The sequence below is a fragment of the Actinokineospora sp. UV203 genome (assembly GCF_056323665.1).
Genome location: NZ_CM150484.1, coordinates 5,610,287 through 5,623,553 on the forward strand (window position 1 = coordinate 5,610,287; position 13,267 = coordinate 5,623,553).

The following is a 13,267-nucleotide window of genomic DNA, read 5'->3' on the forward strand; positions in this document are numbered from 1 at the left end:
GGGATGCGCGATCTTTCCGCCCGCGTGCCCGGAACGGTTGTCTCTCAGCCGGTTTGGGCACCGCAGGTGTAGTTGGAGCACGGTCGAGGTGTGATGAAACCACCCAGAGGGGTGGCGAGGTGCGGCAATCGGGCCTATTGCCGGTAGCCTTTCGTTCGTCTACGAGGCCCTGTCAGTTCGGGCCGATACTCCGGGAGGTGTGTGCATGCGGCTCGCGGTGATCCCAGGTGACGGGATCGGGCCGGAAGTCATCGCTGAGGCACTCAAAGTGCTGGGCGAGGTCGTTCCGACCGCCGAGATCACCCGCTACGACCTCGGCGCGTCGCGTTGGCACGCGACTGGTGAGCTGCTGCCGGAGTCGGTGCTCGGCGAGTTGCGTGAGCACGACGCGATCCTGCTCGGCGCGGTCGGCGACCCTTCGGTGCCGAGCGGCATCCTGGAGCGCGGCCTTCTGCTGCGTCTGCGGTTCGAACTCGACCACCACGTGAACCTGCGCCCGGCGCGGCTCTACCCGGGCGTCAAGAGCCCGATCGTCGACCCGGGCGAGATCGACATGATCGTCGTCCGCGAAGGCACCGAGGGCCTCTACGCGGGCAACGGCGGTCTGTTGCGAAAGGACACTCCGCACGAGATCGCCACCGAGGTGAGCGTCAACACCTCGTTCGGCGTCGAGCGGGTGGTCCGCGACGCGTTCGGCCGTGCCTCGGCCCGTCCGCGCAAGCACCTCACGCTGGTGCACAAGACGAACGTCCTCACCCACGCAGGCTCGCTGTGGTCGCGCGTGGTCGAGGAGGTCTCGCTTGAGCACCCCGAGGTCACGGTGGCCTACCAGCATGTGGACGCCACGACCATCCACATGGTGACCGACCCGACCCGCTTCGACGTGATCGTCACCGACAACCTGTTCGGTGACATCCTCACCGACCTGGCGGCGGCGGTCACCGGCGGAATCGGCCTCGCGGCCAGCGGCAACCTCGACATCACCAAGCGCAACCCGAGCATGTTCGAGCCGGTGCACGGCAGCGCGCCGGACATCGCGGGCCAGGGCATCGCCGACCCGACGGCCGCCGTGCTGTCGGTCGCGCTGCTGCTCGACCATCTGGGCCAGAGCGAGTCGGCCCGGCGCATCGAGGCGTCGGTGGCGTTCGACCTCGCCACCCGCGACCACGCTTCGCCCGGCGGCACGTTCGCCATCGGCGACCGGTTGGCGGCACTGGTGTCGTCAAACGTGCGCGTCGGCTAGGACAAAGCACGTCCGAATGGCCACATCCGCTGCGGCGGGTGTGGCCATTCGCACGTGAAGGGCATGGTGCGTTGACAGCGTCGTCGCTGTGCCACCACCATGCGTGCCACAACTTCATCCGCGGTTCGAAGGGGAAGACCGGTCAAAATCCGGCGCTGACCCGCAACGGTAGGTCCGCCGCACGGCGGACGAGCCCGACCACCTGACAACCCGCGCAAGCCAGCTCTCTCCCGCCGAGGTCTGCGGGCGAAGTCCCTTCCGGCGTCGACGCGCGCGTGCCGGAGTCGCGGGTTTCGTTTCGGACCCGCACTCCGAAAGGTGCCCGTGTCCGCCCCTGTCCCGTTGTCCAGACGCCCGCTCGCGCCGATGGTCGCGCTGTTGACCGTGGCGCTCCTGGTGTCCGTGGTGTGCGGTGTCGCGCTCGGTCCGGTCCGGGTTCCCCTCGCCGACACCGTCACCCACCTGCGCGCGGCGTTGTTCGGCGGGATCATCGACCACGCCGACGCGGGCACGTACCGGATCGTGTGGGAGATCCGACTGCCCCGGGTGCTGCTCGCGGCCGTCGTCGGCGCGGGGCTGTCCGTGGTCGGTGTCGTCGTGCAGACCATGGTGCGCAACGCGTTGGCGGACCCGTTCGTGCTGGGCATGTCCTCGGGGGCGTCGGTCGGCGCGTCGACGGTGGTCGTGTTCGGGGTGTTCGCGTCGATGGGCCTCTACGCGCTGTCGGTGGCGGCGTCACTGGGTGCGCTGGTCGCCACGGTGCTCGTCTACGTCGCCGCCCGGACCTCGCAGGGCCTCACACCGCTTCGCCTGGTGCTGACCGGGACCGCGATGGCGTACGCCTTCTCGGCGGTCACGACGGTGTTGATTTTCCTGGCGCCGCACGGGGAAGCGGCCCGATCGGTGCTGTTCTGGCTGCTGGGCAGCCTCGGCGCGGCCACCTGGGCGATGCTGCCGCTGTCGACCGCGGTTGTGGTCATCGGTCTCGTCTACCTGCGGCTGATAGCGCGCTCCCTCAACGCTTTGTCCATGGGCGACGAGACGTCATTGACCTTGGGCGTCGACCCGACCGCCCTGCGCCGCACGCTGTTCGTCGTGTCCTCGGTCCTCACCGGGACGCTGGTCGCGGTGAGCGGCGCGGTCGGGTTCGTCGGGCTGGTCGTGCCGCACCTGGTGCGGATGGTGGTCGGCGCTGACCACCGGCGGGTGCTGACGGTGGCGCCGTTGGCGGGCGCGGTGTTCCTGATCTGGGTGGACCTGGTGGCGCGCACGGTCGCCGCGCCGCAGGAACTGCCGCTGGGCGTGATCACGGCGGTCGTCGGTGTGCCGTGCTTCGTGTTCCTGATGCGCCGCCGCGGCTACGTGTTCGGTGGCCGCTGATGGACATCGAACTCCGCGACCTCTCCGTCGGCACGATCGTGTCCGACGTCTCGCTCACCGCGGCCACCGGCACCGTCGTGGGTCTGGTGGGACCCAACGGAAGTGGCAAGACAACCACCTTGCGCTGCGTCTACCGCTCACTGACCCCGGACGCGGGCGCTGTGCTGCTCGGCGGCGATCCGCTCGCCACGATGGCGCCGAAGGACAGCGCCCGTCAGCTTGCCGCGGTCACCCAGGACAGTCAGGTGGACCTCGACTTCACCGTCGCCGAGGTCGTCGCCATGGCCCGCCTGCCGCACAAGGGAACCTTCGAGCGCGAGAACGAGGCCGACGCCGCGATCTGCGCGGAGGCGTTGAAACGCGTCGACGCCACCCACCTCGCCGAGCGCAGCGTGCTCACCCTGTCCGGCGGGGAGCGGCAGCGAGTGCTCGTCGCCCGCGCTTTGGCGCAGCAGCCTAAGGTTCTCGTGCTCGACGAGCCGACCAACCACCTCGACATCCGCCACCAGCACGAAATCCTCGCACTCGTCGCGGGCACCGGCCTGACGGTGCTGACCGTGCTGCACGACCTGAACCTCGCCGCCACCTACTGCGACCGCGTCCACGTGCTCGCCGAGGGCCGGATCGTCGCCAGTGGACGACCCGCCGAAGTGTTCACCCCGGACCTGGTCGCCGAGGTGTTCGGCGTGCGGGCGTTCGTCGTCGAACATCCCGTTTCCGGTGCCCCACAACTGCTCTACGACCGGCTCGTCCACCAAGAGGAGATCCAGTGAAGACCCGAGTCCTGGCTGTCGCGGTAATGCTGACCACGACCGCGTGCGGCGCGCGGATCGCGGCCGACAATTCGGCCCCCGCGCAGGGATACCCGGTGACCATCCGCAACTGCGACGCGGACGTGACGTTCGACCGCGCGCCGTCGCGGGTGGTGGCCAACGACATCGGCATCACCGAGATCATGTTCGCGCTCGGCCTGGCCGACCGGATGGCCGGGTACACAGTGGACCATGGGCAGGACCGCGGCATCGCGAGTTCCCCGTGGAAGGCGGACTTCGAGAAGGTCGCGCGCATCGCCGAGGACATCGCCCTGGAACCGATCCAGGGCGCCAACGCGGATCTCGTGTTCGCCGGGTGGAACTACGGGTTCAACGAGACGAAGGGACTCACACCGGACAGCCTCAAAGCGTTGGGAGTCCAGAGTTACCTGCTGACCGAGTCGTGCCGCAACGGGGTGGGCAAGCAGCGGGGGATCATGGACCCGCTGGAGGCGCTCTACACGGACCTGCGCAACCTCGGGACTGCGTTCGGCGTGCGGCAGCGGGCGGATGAACTTGTTGCGGGCTACCAGAAGCAGGTCGCTTCGGCCCAGGCGTTGCCGGCGGACTGGAAGCGGCCCAAGGTGTTCCTTTACGACGCCGGGATCGACCAGCCGTTCACGTCGGGGCGCAACGCCGGGCCGCAGGAGATCATCGCGAAAGCTGGAGGGGACAACATCTTCGGCGATCTGGATGACAGTTGGACCACGGTGAGCTGGGAGTCCGTGGTGCGGCGGGCGCCTGAGGTGATTCTGATCAACGACTATGGCGATGGGCCTAGCGACAGCATTGAGGCGAAGAAGCAGTTCCTGCTCTCGCATCCGGCGCTGGCGAGCGTGCCCGCCATCCAGAACAAGCGCTTCTATGTGCTGCCATATGCCGCGTTGGTTGAGGGACCGCGAAACCCGGCCGCGATCGTGGAGTTCAACAAGTTCCTGACCGCGGTCTAAGGGCCATCCGCCACCAACAGCCCCACGAAACGCGACGGGCCGAACCACCCAAGCAGGCACCCAGCATCGAACTCAGCCCGACTGGCGCGCTCGGAACGCCGCCGCCTTGACCCTGTTCTGGCAGGCAGTCGAACAGAACCGCCGGGTCCCGTTGCGCGAAACGTCCAAATAAGCCCGATCGCACGCGGGCGCGTTGCAGATACCCAGCCGCTCAATGGAAGCGTTGCCCAACACGATCGCCAGACTCGTCGCCATCGACGACGCCCAGCTCTCAGCCCAAGGCACGTCCACCGCGTGGTAGTGCAGGTGCCATGGCTCGTCGTCGTGCCGAGCCAACGTGGGCAGTGCCCCCGCCTCACGCATCACGAGGTTCACCTCGACGCACGCCTTGTCGACATCGCCCGAGTCCAGGGCTGTGATGGCCGCGTGCAGCCGCACCGCCCACGCCGCCAACTTCGCCGCGGTGATGTCATCAGGCGGGCCGCCCCACTTGGGGTTGACCGACGCGATCGCCTGAGTCATGGCCTCAGGAAGATCGTCGGGCGCGGTGAACGGGCGGCCGCGGCGGTAGCCCGGGGACACCTCGTTCATCAACGCCAGTGCCGCCTCGGCGACCACGCTTGAGTGACTGTCGAAATTCACTTGACCAGTCACGTCCTCTTCTCTAGGTTTGTCACTGTCGTTCTGAAATACGTCAGTTACTGGAGGGGCTTGTGGACACGATAACCGCACGGAAGTGGCTGGACCGGTGGGACACCCAGCAGGAGCGCTACGTCGCCGATCGGGAAGAGCGGTTCCGGGTCGTCATCGACATCGTCCGGCAGGCCACGGCGGGTATCGCCAAGCCACGGATCGTCGACATCGGCTGTGGTCCCGGCTCGCTGGCCGAGCGTCTCGCCGATGCGCTGCCGCATGCCGAGGTCGTCGGTGTCGACGCCGACCCGCTGCTGCTGGAGATGGCGAACTCCGCCGCCCGGGCCGACGTTCGGTTCGTCCGGGCGCTCCTGGATGAGCCGGGCTGGGCCGACGCCGTGGGCATGGCGGGGGAGTGGGACGCCGTGGTGTCCAGCACCGCCCTGCACTGGCTCGCGCCTGCCGAGTTGACCCAGGTGTTCGCCACGGCCGCGGGCAGGCTCCGGCCCGGCGGGGTGTTGGTCAACGCCGACAACATGAACCTGGAGGGTCCGCTCGACGAGTTCGCCAAGGTCGTCCGGGAGGCGCGCGCGAAGCGGGTGGGGGTCGTCGACAACGAGGACTGGCGGGCCTGGTGGGGCGCCGTGCTCGCCGAGCCGGGGATGGGCGACCTGGCCGCCGCGCACTCCGAGGTCACCATCTCCCATGACTCCTCCAGCGGCCTCACGGTGGGCGAGTACGTGGCCTATCTGACCGGTGCGGGCTTCGCCGCCGCCGGTCCGGTCTGGCAGTTCGGTGACGACCACGTCGTGGTCGCGGTCCGCTGACCTGCGGCGCCGACTCGCGGGTCCCAGGGCTTGGGAACCTGGGTCCGCGAGTTGGTACCGCCGCGTCCACTGTGGCACTATCAGGCCGTGGCCACTTTCTCCATGATCATTATTGATGAGCGCGCTGGGTAGCAGAGCTACACACCCGGCGCGCTGACCTCCTGCATCCATGCGGGGGGTCTTTTTGTTTTCCGGCCAACGAAATGCCCTCTGACCCAGGAGCCCTCCGTGACCCGCACGACGCCCGCAGGCACACCGCTCGGCGACACCTTCCACGTCTACGACACCACCCTGCGCGACGGTGCCCAGCGGGAAGGCATCTCCTACTCCGTCACCGACAAGCTCGCGGTGGCCCGCCTGCTCGACGACGTGGGCGTCGGCTTCATCGAGGGCGGCTGGCCGGGCGCCATGCCCAAGGACACCGAGTTCTTCGCCCGCGCGGCCAAGGAACTCGACCTCAAGCACGCCGCGCTCGTCGCGTTCGGCTCGACCCGGCGCGCGGGCGCCAAGGCCGCGACAGACCCGCAGGTCAGGGCCCTGCTCGACTCGCAGGCCCCGGTCATCACCCTGGTCGCCAAGTCCGACCGCCGCCACATCGAACTCGCCCTGCGCACCGACGTCGACGAGGCCGCGGAGATGGTGCGCGACACCGTGGCGTTCCTGGTCGCCGAGGGCAGGCGGGTGTTCCTCGACGCCGAGCACTTCTTCGACGGCTACGCATTCGACTCCGACACCGCGCTGCGCGTCATCGGCGCGGGTATGGAGGCGGGCGCCGACGTCGCCGTCCTGTGCGACACCAACGGCGGACAGCTCCCGCTCGGCCTGGCCGAGACGGTCCGCACGGTCATCGACCGCACCGGCTTCCGAGTCGGCATCCACTGCCAGGACGACACGTCCTGCGCGGTGGCCAACAGCGTCGCGGCTGTGCAGGCGGGCGCGAGCCACGTCCAGTGCACCGCGAACGGTTACGGGGAGCGGGCGGGCAACGCCGACCTGTTCGCCGTGATCGGAAATCTCGTGACCAAGCTCGGCATGCGGGCGCTACCCGCCGAAGCCATGCCCGAGCTCACCCGGGTCTCCCATGCTCTGGCCGAGATCGCCAACATCGCTCCCGACACCCACCAGGCTTATGTCGGGACGTCAGCGTTCGCCCACAAGGCGGGCCTGCACGCGAGCGCGATCAAGGTCGACCCGGAGCTGTACAACCACATCGATCCGGTCATCGTCGGCAACGACATGCGGGTGCTGGTCACCGAGATGGCCGGCCGGGCCAGCCTGGAGCTCAAGGGACACGAGCTCGGGGTCGACCTGGCCGGCAGGCCTGACGCGCTGAACAACGCGCTGGCCAAGGTCAAGGAACTGGAGGCGCGCGGCTGGTCGTTCGAGGCCGCCGACGCCTCCCTGGAACTGCTGCTGCGCGACGAGGTCGGCGGCGCTGAGGCGGTCCGTGTGCCGTTCGAACTGGAGTCCTACCGAGTGATCCTTGACCACCGCATCGACGGCGAGGTCGTCTCCGAGGCCACGGTGAAGGTGCACGTCGCGGGCCGTCGGGTCATCGCCACGGCGGAGGGGAACGGGCCGGTCCACGCGCTCGACGCGGCGCTGCGCAAGGCGCTGGTGCCGCACCTGCCGTGGATCGACGAGGTCGAGCTGACCGACTACAAGGTTCGGATTCTGACCTCAGGTGGCAGCCCGCGTGCAACCGAACACGGCACCGATGCCGTCACCAGGGTGTTGGTGCAGTCCACGGACCACGGGCTCGAATGGACCACGGTCGGCGTGCACGGCAACATCGTGGAGGCCAGTTGGCTGGCCCTCTGCGACGCGCTGACGCACAAGGCCATGCGTGTCCGGTCGGGTGTGCCGACAGGTGGGGGCCTGCGTCCGTAGGCCCCTTCAGGGCAGAGGAGGCAGTCGGGTGCGTCGGATTCAGGTAGCGGCGGCAATCGTGTCGGTGGCGATCGTGGTCACCGGGTGTGCGGGCGGCGGCACTCCGCCGGGCAACGCCGCGCCGCCGCCCAGTTCGGCGCCCCCCGCCTCCGACGTCTGGCACGCGCGTGCGACGCCCGCGGCTTCGGCGAAGCAGGTCGGCATGCCGGACGACTGCCCGATGCCGGTGGCGTTCGACATCGCCGAGCAGTGGGAGGTCGTGCCCCAGCCCCCGGGCGGGTCGCCGCGTGGCGGTCTGACCCTGGCCTGCCAGGTCAAGGAGAGCAGTGGGAAGGCGGCGTTCCTGCGGGCGTGGGTGGGCCGTGAGGCAGGCGCGACCCCGCGCGGGGCGCTGGAGAAGTTCCTCGGGAGCGAGGGCGCCATCTCCGACCCGCGGTACCGCGACACGAGCGTCGGCATGGGCGAGGGGGTCGAGGTGACCTACGTCAAAGACCAGGGCGCCCGCGCCCGCGCGTTCGCCATGGTGACGCCGCTGCGGTCGGTGGTCGTCTCCGTGACCGCCGACGACGGCGCCGACTACGACAAGGCCCTGCCCGGCTACCTCCTGGCCAAGGACACCCTCACCCCCACCGAGCGCTGACCGCGAGTCGCCCCTCCCGGCAAACGAGTCGCCCCTCCCGGCAAGTCAGTTCGACATTCGCGGGCCCGAATGTCGAACTCATTCGCCTGGAGGGGCGACTCGGTTGCCGGGAGGGGCGACTCGCGGGGGACGGCTTAGGGTGTGTCCGTGCGTATCGCTCGAATTGCCCATCCGGAAGGTGTCGCCTTCGTCGCCGTCGAAGGCGACGGGAACGACCTGGTCGCGGCCGAGATCGCCGAGCATCCCTTCGGGACGCCCACGTTCACCGGACGCCGGTGGCCGCTGGCCGACACCCGGCTGCTCGCCCCGATCCTGCCCACGAAGATCGTGTGCGTCGGCAAGAACTACGCCGACCACGCGAAGGAGATGGGCGGGGAGGCCCCGGCCCACCCGATCATCTTCATGAAGCCGTCCACGACGGTCGTCGGCCCCGGCGCGGCCATCAAGCTGCCGCGTGACTCCGAGCGCGTCGACTTCGAAGGCGAGTTGGCGGTCGTCATCGGCATGCCGTGCCGTGACGTCCCGGCCGCGCGCGCGAAGGACGTGATCCTGGGCTACACGATCGCCAACGACGTGACCGCGCGCGATCAGCAGAAGGCCGACGGGCAGTTCACCCGGGCCAAGGGACACGACACGTTCTGCCCGCTGGGGCCGTGGATCGACACCACGGTCGCGCCGGACGACCTCGACATCAAGACCACTGTGGACGACGAGGTCAAGCAGGACTCCAGCACCGCGTTCATGATCCACGACGTGGCCAAGCTGGTCGAATGGGTCTCCGCCGTGATGACGCTGCTCCCCGGCGACATCATCCTGACCGGCACCCCCGCGGGCGTCGGCCCGATCAAGGACGGCCAGAGCGTCTCGGTCTCCATCGCCGGCCTCGGCACCCTCACCAACCCAGTCACCCTCCGCTAAACCCCCGCGAGCCCCCCTTCTCGACAACGAGTTCCCCCTTCCCGACAACGAGTTCCCCCTTCCCGACGATGAGTTCCCCCTTCCCGACAGTGAGTTCTCATTTCGAGTCGATGGCTCCCGCTTCACCGTGGCCGAAGTGGGAACCCACTGTCGGGAAGTGAGAACTCATCGTCGGGAGGTGGGGACTCGCGTGGTCAGCGGCGGGCGAAAACCGGGGTCGGTTCGGTGAGCAGGCCCCGGCCGACGATCAGGGCCGGGATTCGGCGCAGCGCCGGGATTCGGGCCATCAGCCGCAGGGGCCTTGGCGGGACGACGGACTGGGCGATGTTCACCTCGCCGTCCAGCGCGGGTTTGAGGGCCTTCGCGTGGGCGATCCGCTGCATCGTCTGCACCACGACCGTGGGCAGCAGCCGCCTGCGCCGCACCCTTGCCAGGTCCTTTGTGGACAATGTGCCGCGCTTGATCGGGGCCGCGAGCAGTCGGGCCGCCGCCACCGCGTCCTGAACGGCCAGGTTGATCCCGACCCCGCCGACCGGGGACATCGCGTGGGCCGCGTCGCCCAGGCAGAGCAGGCCGTCGATGTGCCACTGGCGCAGGCGGTCGAGTTTGACGTCGAGCACCTTCACGTCGTCCCAGGAGGACAAGGCGTCGGCGCGGTCGGCCAGCCATGGAGCCGCATCGGCCATGTCCCGCATCAGGTTTTCGATCGGGGTTCGGCGGGCCTGCGCGTCGGTGCCCTTGCGGATGAGGGTGGCGCACTGCCAGTAGTCGGCGCGGTCGATCATCACGGCGGCACGGTGGTTGCCGAGCAGGCCGACGATGCCCGAGGGGTCGCCGTCGTGCTTGGGAAGGCGGTACCACCAGACGTCCATCGGGGTCGGATAGGACTTCGACCGCAGGCCCGCCTTGGCCCGCAGGAGCGAAGTCCGGCCGTCGCAGGCGACTGTCAGGTCCGCCTGGATCCGGCCGCTCCCACCGTCTCTCGTCGTGTAGGTCACGCCGGTGACGCGGCCGTTCTCGCGGACCAGCCCGGTCGCCTCCGTGCCCATCCGCAGAGTGAATGTCGGCTCCTCACGCGCGGCCTTGGCCAGCAGGTCGAGCAAATCCCACTGGGGGACCATCGCGATGTAGTCGTGCCTGCCGCGCAGCAGGGACAGGTCGCCCACGACGAGTGAGCCGCCCTTGTACGGCACCTGGACCTGCTGGATCCGGCTCTGCGGCAGCGCCGCGAACTGCTTGCCGAGGCCGAGGTCGTCGAGCAGGTACAAGGTCGGCGGGTGCACGGTGTCGCCGCGGAAGTCACGCAGGAAGTCGTTGTGCTTCTCCAACACCGTGACCTCGATGCCTGCCCTTGCTAGCAGCAGCCCCAGAACCATCCCCGCGGGCCCGCCGCCCGCCACGCACACCGTCGTGCGATCCATGGTGATCTCCCTTTTTCAACGCCAGTTGAATAATCTCAGGATGCACCCGGGCGTCGAGTCGGTCAAGCACGATCGGCAGAGATACGCTGATCGGGCCATGAGCACTCCTGACGCAAACACCCCAGTCCGAGCCCGCTTCTGCCCGTCTCCGACCGGCACCCCGCACGTCGGGCTCATCCGTACAGCGCTGTTCAACTGGGCTTTCGCCCGGCACAACGGCGGCAAACTCGTCTTCCGCATCGAGGACACCGACGCCGCGCGCGACTCCGAGGAGAGCTACGAAGCTCTCCTCGACGCGCTGCGCTGGCTCGGACTCGACTGGGATGAAGGCCCCGAGGTCGGCGGCGACTACGGCCCGTACCGGCAGAGCCGGCGCGGTGACCGCTACGCCGACGTCATCCGGAAGCTGGCCGAGGCGGGCGAGCTCTACGAGTCGTTCTCCACCAACGAGGAGGTGGAGGAGCGGCGCAAGGCGGCCGGGCAGGACCCGAAGCTCGGCTACGACAACTTCGACCGCGACCTCACCGAGGCGGACAGGGCTAAACGGCGTGCCGAGGGCCGCGAACCGACCCTGCGGCTGCGCATGCCCGACCGCGCCATCGGCTTCACCGACCTCATCCGCGGCGACATCAGCTTCCCGGCCGGGAGCGTGCCCGACCCGGTGCTGGTCCGCGCGAACGGCCAGCCGCTCTACACCCTGGTCAACCCGGTCGACGACGCCCTCATGCGGATCACCCACGTGCTGCGCGGCGAGGACCTGCTGCCGTCCACGCCGCGACAGATCGCGCTGTACGAGGCATTGCAGCGGGTCGGCGTCGCCGAGTTCACCCCGCATTTCGGACACATGCCATTGGTGCGCGGCGAGGGCAACAAGAAACTGTCCAAGCGCGACCCGCAGTCGAATCTGTTCGCCTACCGCGAGCGCGGATTCGTCCCGGAAGGAATGCTCAACTATCTCGCGCTGCTCGGTTGGTCCATTGCGGACGACCGCGACATCTTCACCATGGCGGAGATGGTCGAGGCATTCGAGATCGGCAAAGTCAGCTCCAATCCCGCGCGGTTCGACCTCAAGAAGGCCGAAGCCATCAATGCCGAACACGTGCGCGCGCTGGCCCCCGCGGAGTTCGTCAGCCGGACGCTGCCTTATCTGATTTCCGCCGGATTGCTCCCGGCTGAGCCGACCGCCGAGCAGGTGGCCACAGTGGACGCGATCGCGCCGATGGTGCAGGAGCGAGTCATAGTGCTCGCCGACGCAGCCGGGATGATGCGGTTCCTGTTCACCCCCGAGGACGAATTCGCCCCCGAGGAGGACTCGGCGGCGAAGGCGCTCGGGCCGGACGCCAAGCCCGTCCTCGACGCGAGCATCGAGGCGCTCGAGGGCCTCGGCGAGTGGACCACCCCGGCCATCGAGGAGGCGCTCAAGGCGGCGCTGATCGACGGCCTGGGTCTCAAGCCGCGGAAGGCTTTCGCCCCCGTGCGGGTCGCCGCGACCGGTCGCACGGTGTCCCCGCCGCTGTACGAGTCCCTGGAGCTGCTCGGCCGCGACCGCACCCTCTCGAGGCTGCGCGCCGCACTGCCGTAACGCTTTCCGAACGCGCCGCGATAGAACCCCTTCGGGCCTATCGCGGCGCGTTCGTGCTTGACCGTGCAAGTAGCCGAAATATCACCTGTGCAGACGAATCGAAAAGGTCGTTCGACAATCTATCGTCGCTGAATGACATCAGCGCTCATGTCTTTTATGTTGCCGACGGCCACGCCCGGAGCGCTGACCCGCGATCACTGCCCGCCAACAATTCACGCGGTGTGCCTGGATATTGACGACACGGTGATCGATTTCACTGGCTCGGCAAGATCGGCACTCACCGAATTGATCGGCCGCGACGACATGTGGCCCGCCTGGCAGCGCGTCACCGACGAGCACAGCGCCATGGTCGTCTCCGGCGAACTCGACTACGACACGATGCGCCGCACCCGCACGAAGGCGTTCCTCGCCGACCTGGGCGCCCTCCTCGACGACGACGCGGTGGCGGTGCTGGAAGACCGCAGACTCACCCAGATGCGCCAGGCGTGGACCCTGTTCCCCGACGCCCGCCCCTGCCTCGACTGGCTCCGCGCCGCCGGTTTCATGATCGCCGCTGTGACCAATGCCTCAGCCCCCCACCAGCGCGCACGCCTGGCCGCACAAGGCATCTCCCGGTACTTCGACGTCGTCGTCAGCGCCGGAGAACTGGGCGTCGCCAAGCCCGACCCGGCGATCTTCCACGCGGCCTGCGCCCAACTGGGCCTGCACCCAAGCGAAACCCTGCACATCGGCGACCGCCTCGACCTCGACGCCCTCGCCGCCCGCGCAGCGGGTCTGCACGGCGTCTGGCTGGACCGCACCGGCGGCAACGAACACCCCGACACCATCGTGCCCGTGATCGAAACCCTCGCCGACCTGCCCGAACTCCTCGTCACGGACTACCGCACACCGACACTGACCAGCGCCTCCGGAGTCCCCACCCCACGCCGGTAGGCCCCGATTTCTCTTCGGTGCGGGGTGTGGTCTAACAT

The 13,267-nt window shown here is 68.8% G+C and carries 12 protein-coding genes; 10 read left to right on the top strand and 2 right to left on the bottom strand.

The window, feature by feature from the left end:
• Window positions 1-205 precede the first annotated feature (205 nt).
• The 4 genes from ACUZ2Y_RS26955 (at window position 206) to ACUZ2Y_RS26970 (ending at window position 4,385) form a co-directional block, all read left to right on the top strand.
• Window positions 206-1,243 (top strand): 3-isopropylmalate dehydrogenase, encoded by a 1,038-nt coding sequence (locus tag ACUZ2Y_RS26955; RefSeq protein ID WP_476324103.1) that lies wholly within the window; start codon window positions 206-208, stop codon window positions 1,241-1,243.
• A gap of 366 nt (window positions 1,244-1,609) precedes the next feature.
• Window positions 1,610-2,623, top strand: a complete 1,014-nt coding sequence (locus tag ACUZ2Y_RS26960) for a FecCD family ABC transporter permease (RefSeq protein ID WP_476332089.1) — start codon at window positions 1,610-1,612, stop codon at window positions 2,621-2,623.
• A complete protein-coding gene (locus tag ACUZ2Y_RS26965) occupies window positions 2,623-3,396 on the top strand; it encodes an ABC transporter ATP-binding protein (protein ID WP_476324105.1) in 774 nt (257 codons plus the stop codon). Before ACUZ2Y_RS26960 ends, ACUZ2Y_RS26965 begins: the two co-directional genes overlap by 1 nt.
• Window positions 3,393-4,385 (top strand): ABC transporter substrate-binding protein, encoded by a 993-nt coding sequence (locus ACUZ2Y_RS26970; protein ID WP_476324107.1) that lies wholly within the window; start codon window positions 3,393-3,395, stop codon window positions 4,383-4,385. Before ACUZ2Y_RS26965 ends, ACUZ2Y_RS26970 begins: the two co-directional genes overlap by 4 nt.
• Window positions 4,386-4,457: 72 nt before the next feature.
• Here the strand turns inward: ACUZ2Y_RS26970 and ACUZ2Y_RS26975 are convergent, their stop codons facing one another.
• On the bottom strand, window positions 4,458-5,039 hold the full coding sequence (locus ACUZ2Y_RS26975; protein ID WP_476324109.1) for a CGNR zinc finger domain-containing protein: 582 nt from the start codon (window positions 5,037-5,039) through the stop codon (window positions 4,458-4,460).
• Window positions 5,040-5,098: 59 nt separating this feature from the next.
• On the opposite strand from ACUZ2Y_RS26975, the gene ACUZ2Y_RS26980 reads away from it, so the two are divergent.
• From ACUZ2Y_RS26980 to ACUZ2Y_RS26995, 4 genes are all read left to right on the top strand, one after another.
• A complete protein-coding gene (locus ACUZ2Y_RS26980) occupies window positions 5,099-5,845 on the top strand; it encodes a class I SAM-dependent methyltransferase (protein WP_476324111.1) in 747 nt (248 codons plus the stop codon).
• 228 nt (window positions 5,846-6,073) lie between these two features.
• The gene (gene cimA, locus ACUZ2Y_RS26985) at window positions 6,074-7,735 is read left to right on the top strand and encodes a citramalate synthase (RefSeq protein ID WP_476324113.1); all 1,662 of its coding nucleotides are present in this window, start codon (window positions 6,074-6,076) and stop codon (window positions 7,733-7,735) included.
• Between the two features lie 28 nt (window positions 7,736-7,763).
• The gene (locus ACUZ2Y_RS26990; protein WP_476324115.1) at window positions 7,764-8,375 is read left to right on the top strand and encodes a lipoprotein; all 612 of its coding nucleotides are present in this window, start codon (window positions 7,764-7,766) and stop codon (window positions 8,373-8,375) included.
• 147 nt (window positions 8,376-8,522) lie between these two features.
• The gene (locus ACUZ2Y_RS26995; RefSeq protein WP_476324117.1) at window positions 8,523-9,293 is read left to right on the top strand and encodes a fumarylacetoacetate hydrolase family protein; all 771 of its coding nucleotides are present in this window, start codon (window positions 8,523-8,525) and stop codon (window positions 9,291-9,293) included.
• A 194-nt stretch (window positions 9,294-9,487) separates the two neighbouring features.
• On the opposite strand, the gene ACUZ2Y_RS27000 is transcribed toward ACUZ2Y_RS26995, so the two are convergent.
• Entirely contained in the window at window positions 9,488-10,714 is a 1,227-nt protein-coding gene (locus tag ACUZ2Y_RS27000; RefSeq protein WP_476324119.1) for an FAD-dependent oxidoreductase, read from the bottom strand.
• 97 nt (window positions 10,715-10,811) lie between these two features.
• Between ACUZ2Y_RS27000 and gltX the strand changes: the two genes are divergently transcribed.
• Both gltX and ACUZ2Y_RS27010 read left to right on the top strand, forming a co-directional pair.
• Complete coding sequence (gltX, locus tag ACUZ2Y_RS27005) at window positions 10,812-12,296, top strand: glutamate--tRNA ligase (RefSeq protein WP_476324121.1); 1,485 nt, start codon at window positions 10,812-10,814, stop codon at window positions 12,294-12,296.
• 219 nt (window positions 12,297-12,515) lie between these two features.
• Window positions 12,516-13,229 carry an HAD family hydrolase gene (locus tag ACUZ2Y_RS27010; RefSeq protein WP_476324123.1) on the top strand — a complete coding sequence of 238 codons (714 nt, stop codon included), beginning with the start codon at window positions 12,516-12,518 and terminating at the stop codon, window positions 13,227-13,229.
• Window positions 13,230-13,267: the final 38 nt, after the last annotated feature.

Coding starts and splice junctions, on each gene's coding strand:
- ACUZ2Y_RS27000 (WP_476324119.1), bottom strand. CDS start 10,714: ATGGATCGCACGACGGTGTGCGTGGCGGGCGGCGGGCCCGCGGGGATG.
- ACUZ2Y_RS26960 (WP_476332089.1), top strand. CDS start 1,610: ATGGTCGCGCTGTTGACCGTGGCGCTCCTGGTGTCCGTGGTGTGCGGT.
- ACUZ2Y_RS26955 (WP_476324103.1), top strand. CDS start 206: ATGCGGCTCGCGGTGATCCCAGGTGACGGGATCGGGCCGGAAGTCATC.
- gltX (WP_476324121.1), top strand. CDS start 10,812: ATGAGCACTCCTGACGCAAACACCCCAGTCCGAGCCCGCTTCTGCCCG.
- ACUZ2Y_RS26965 (WP_476324105.1), top strand. CDS start 2,623: ATGGACATCGAACTCCGCGACCTCTCCGTCGGCACGATCGTGTCCGAC.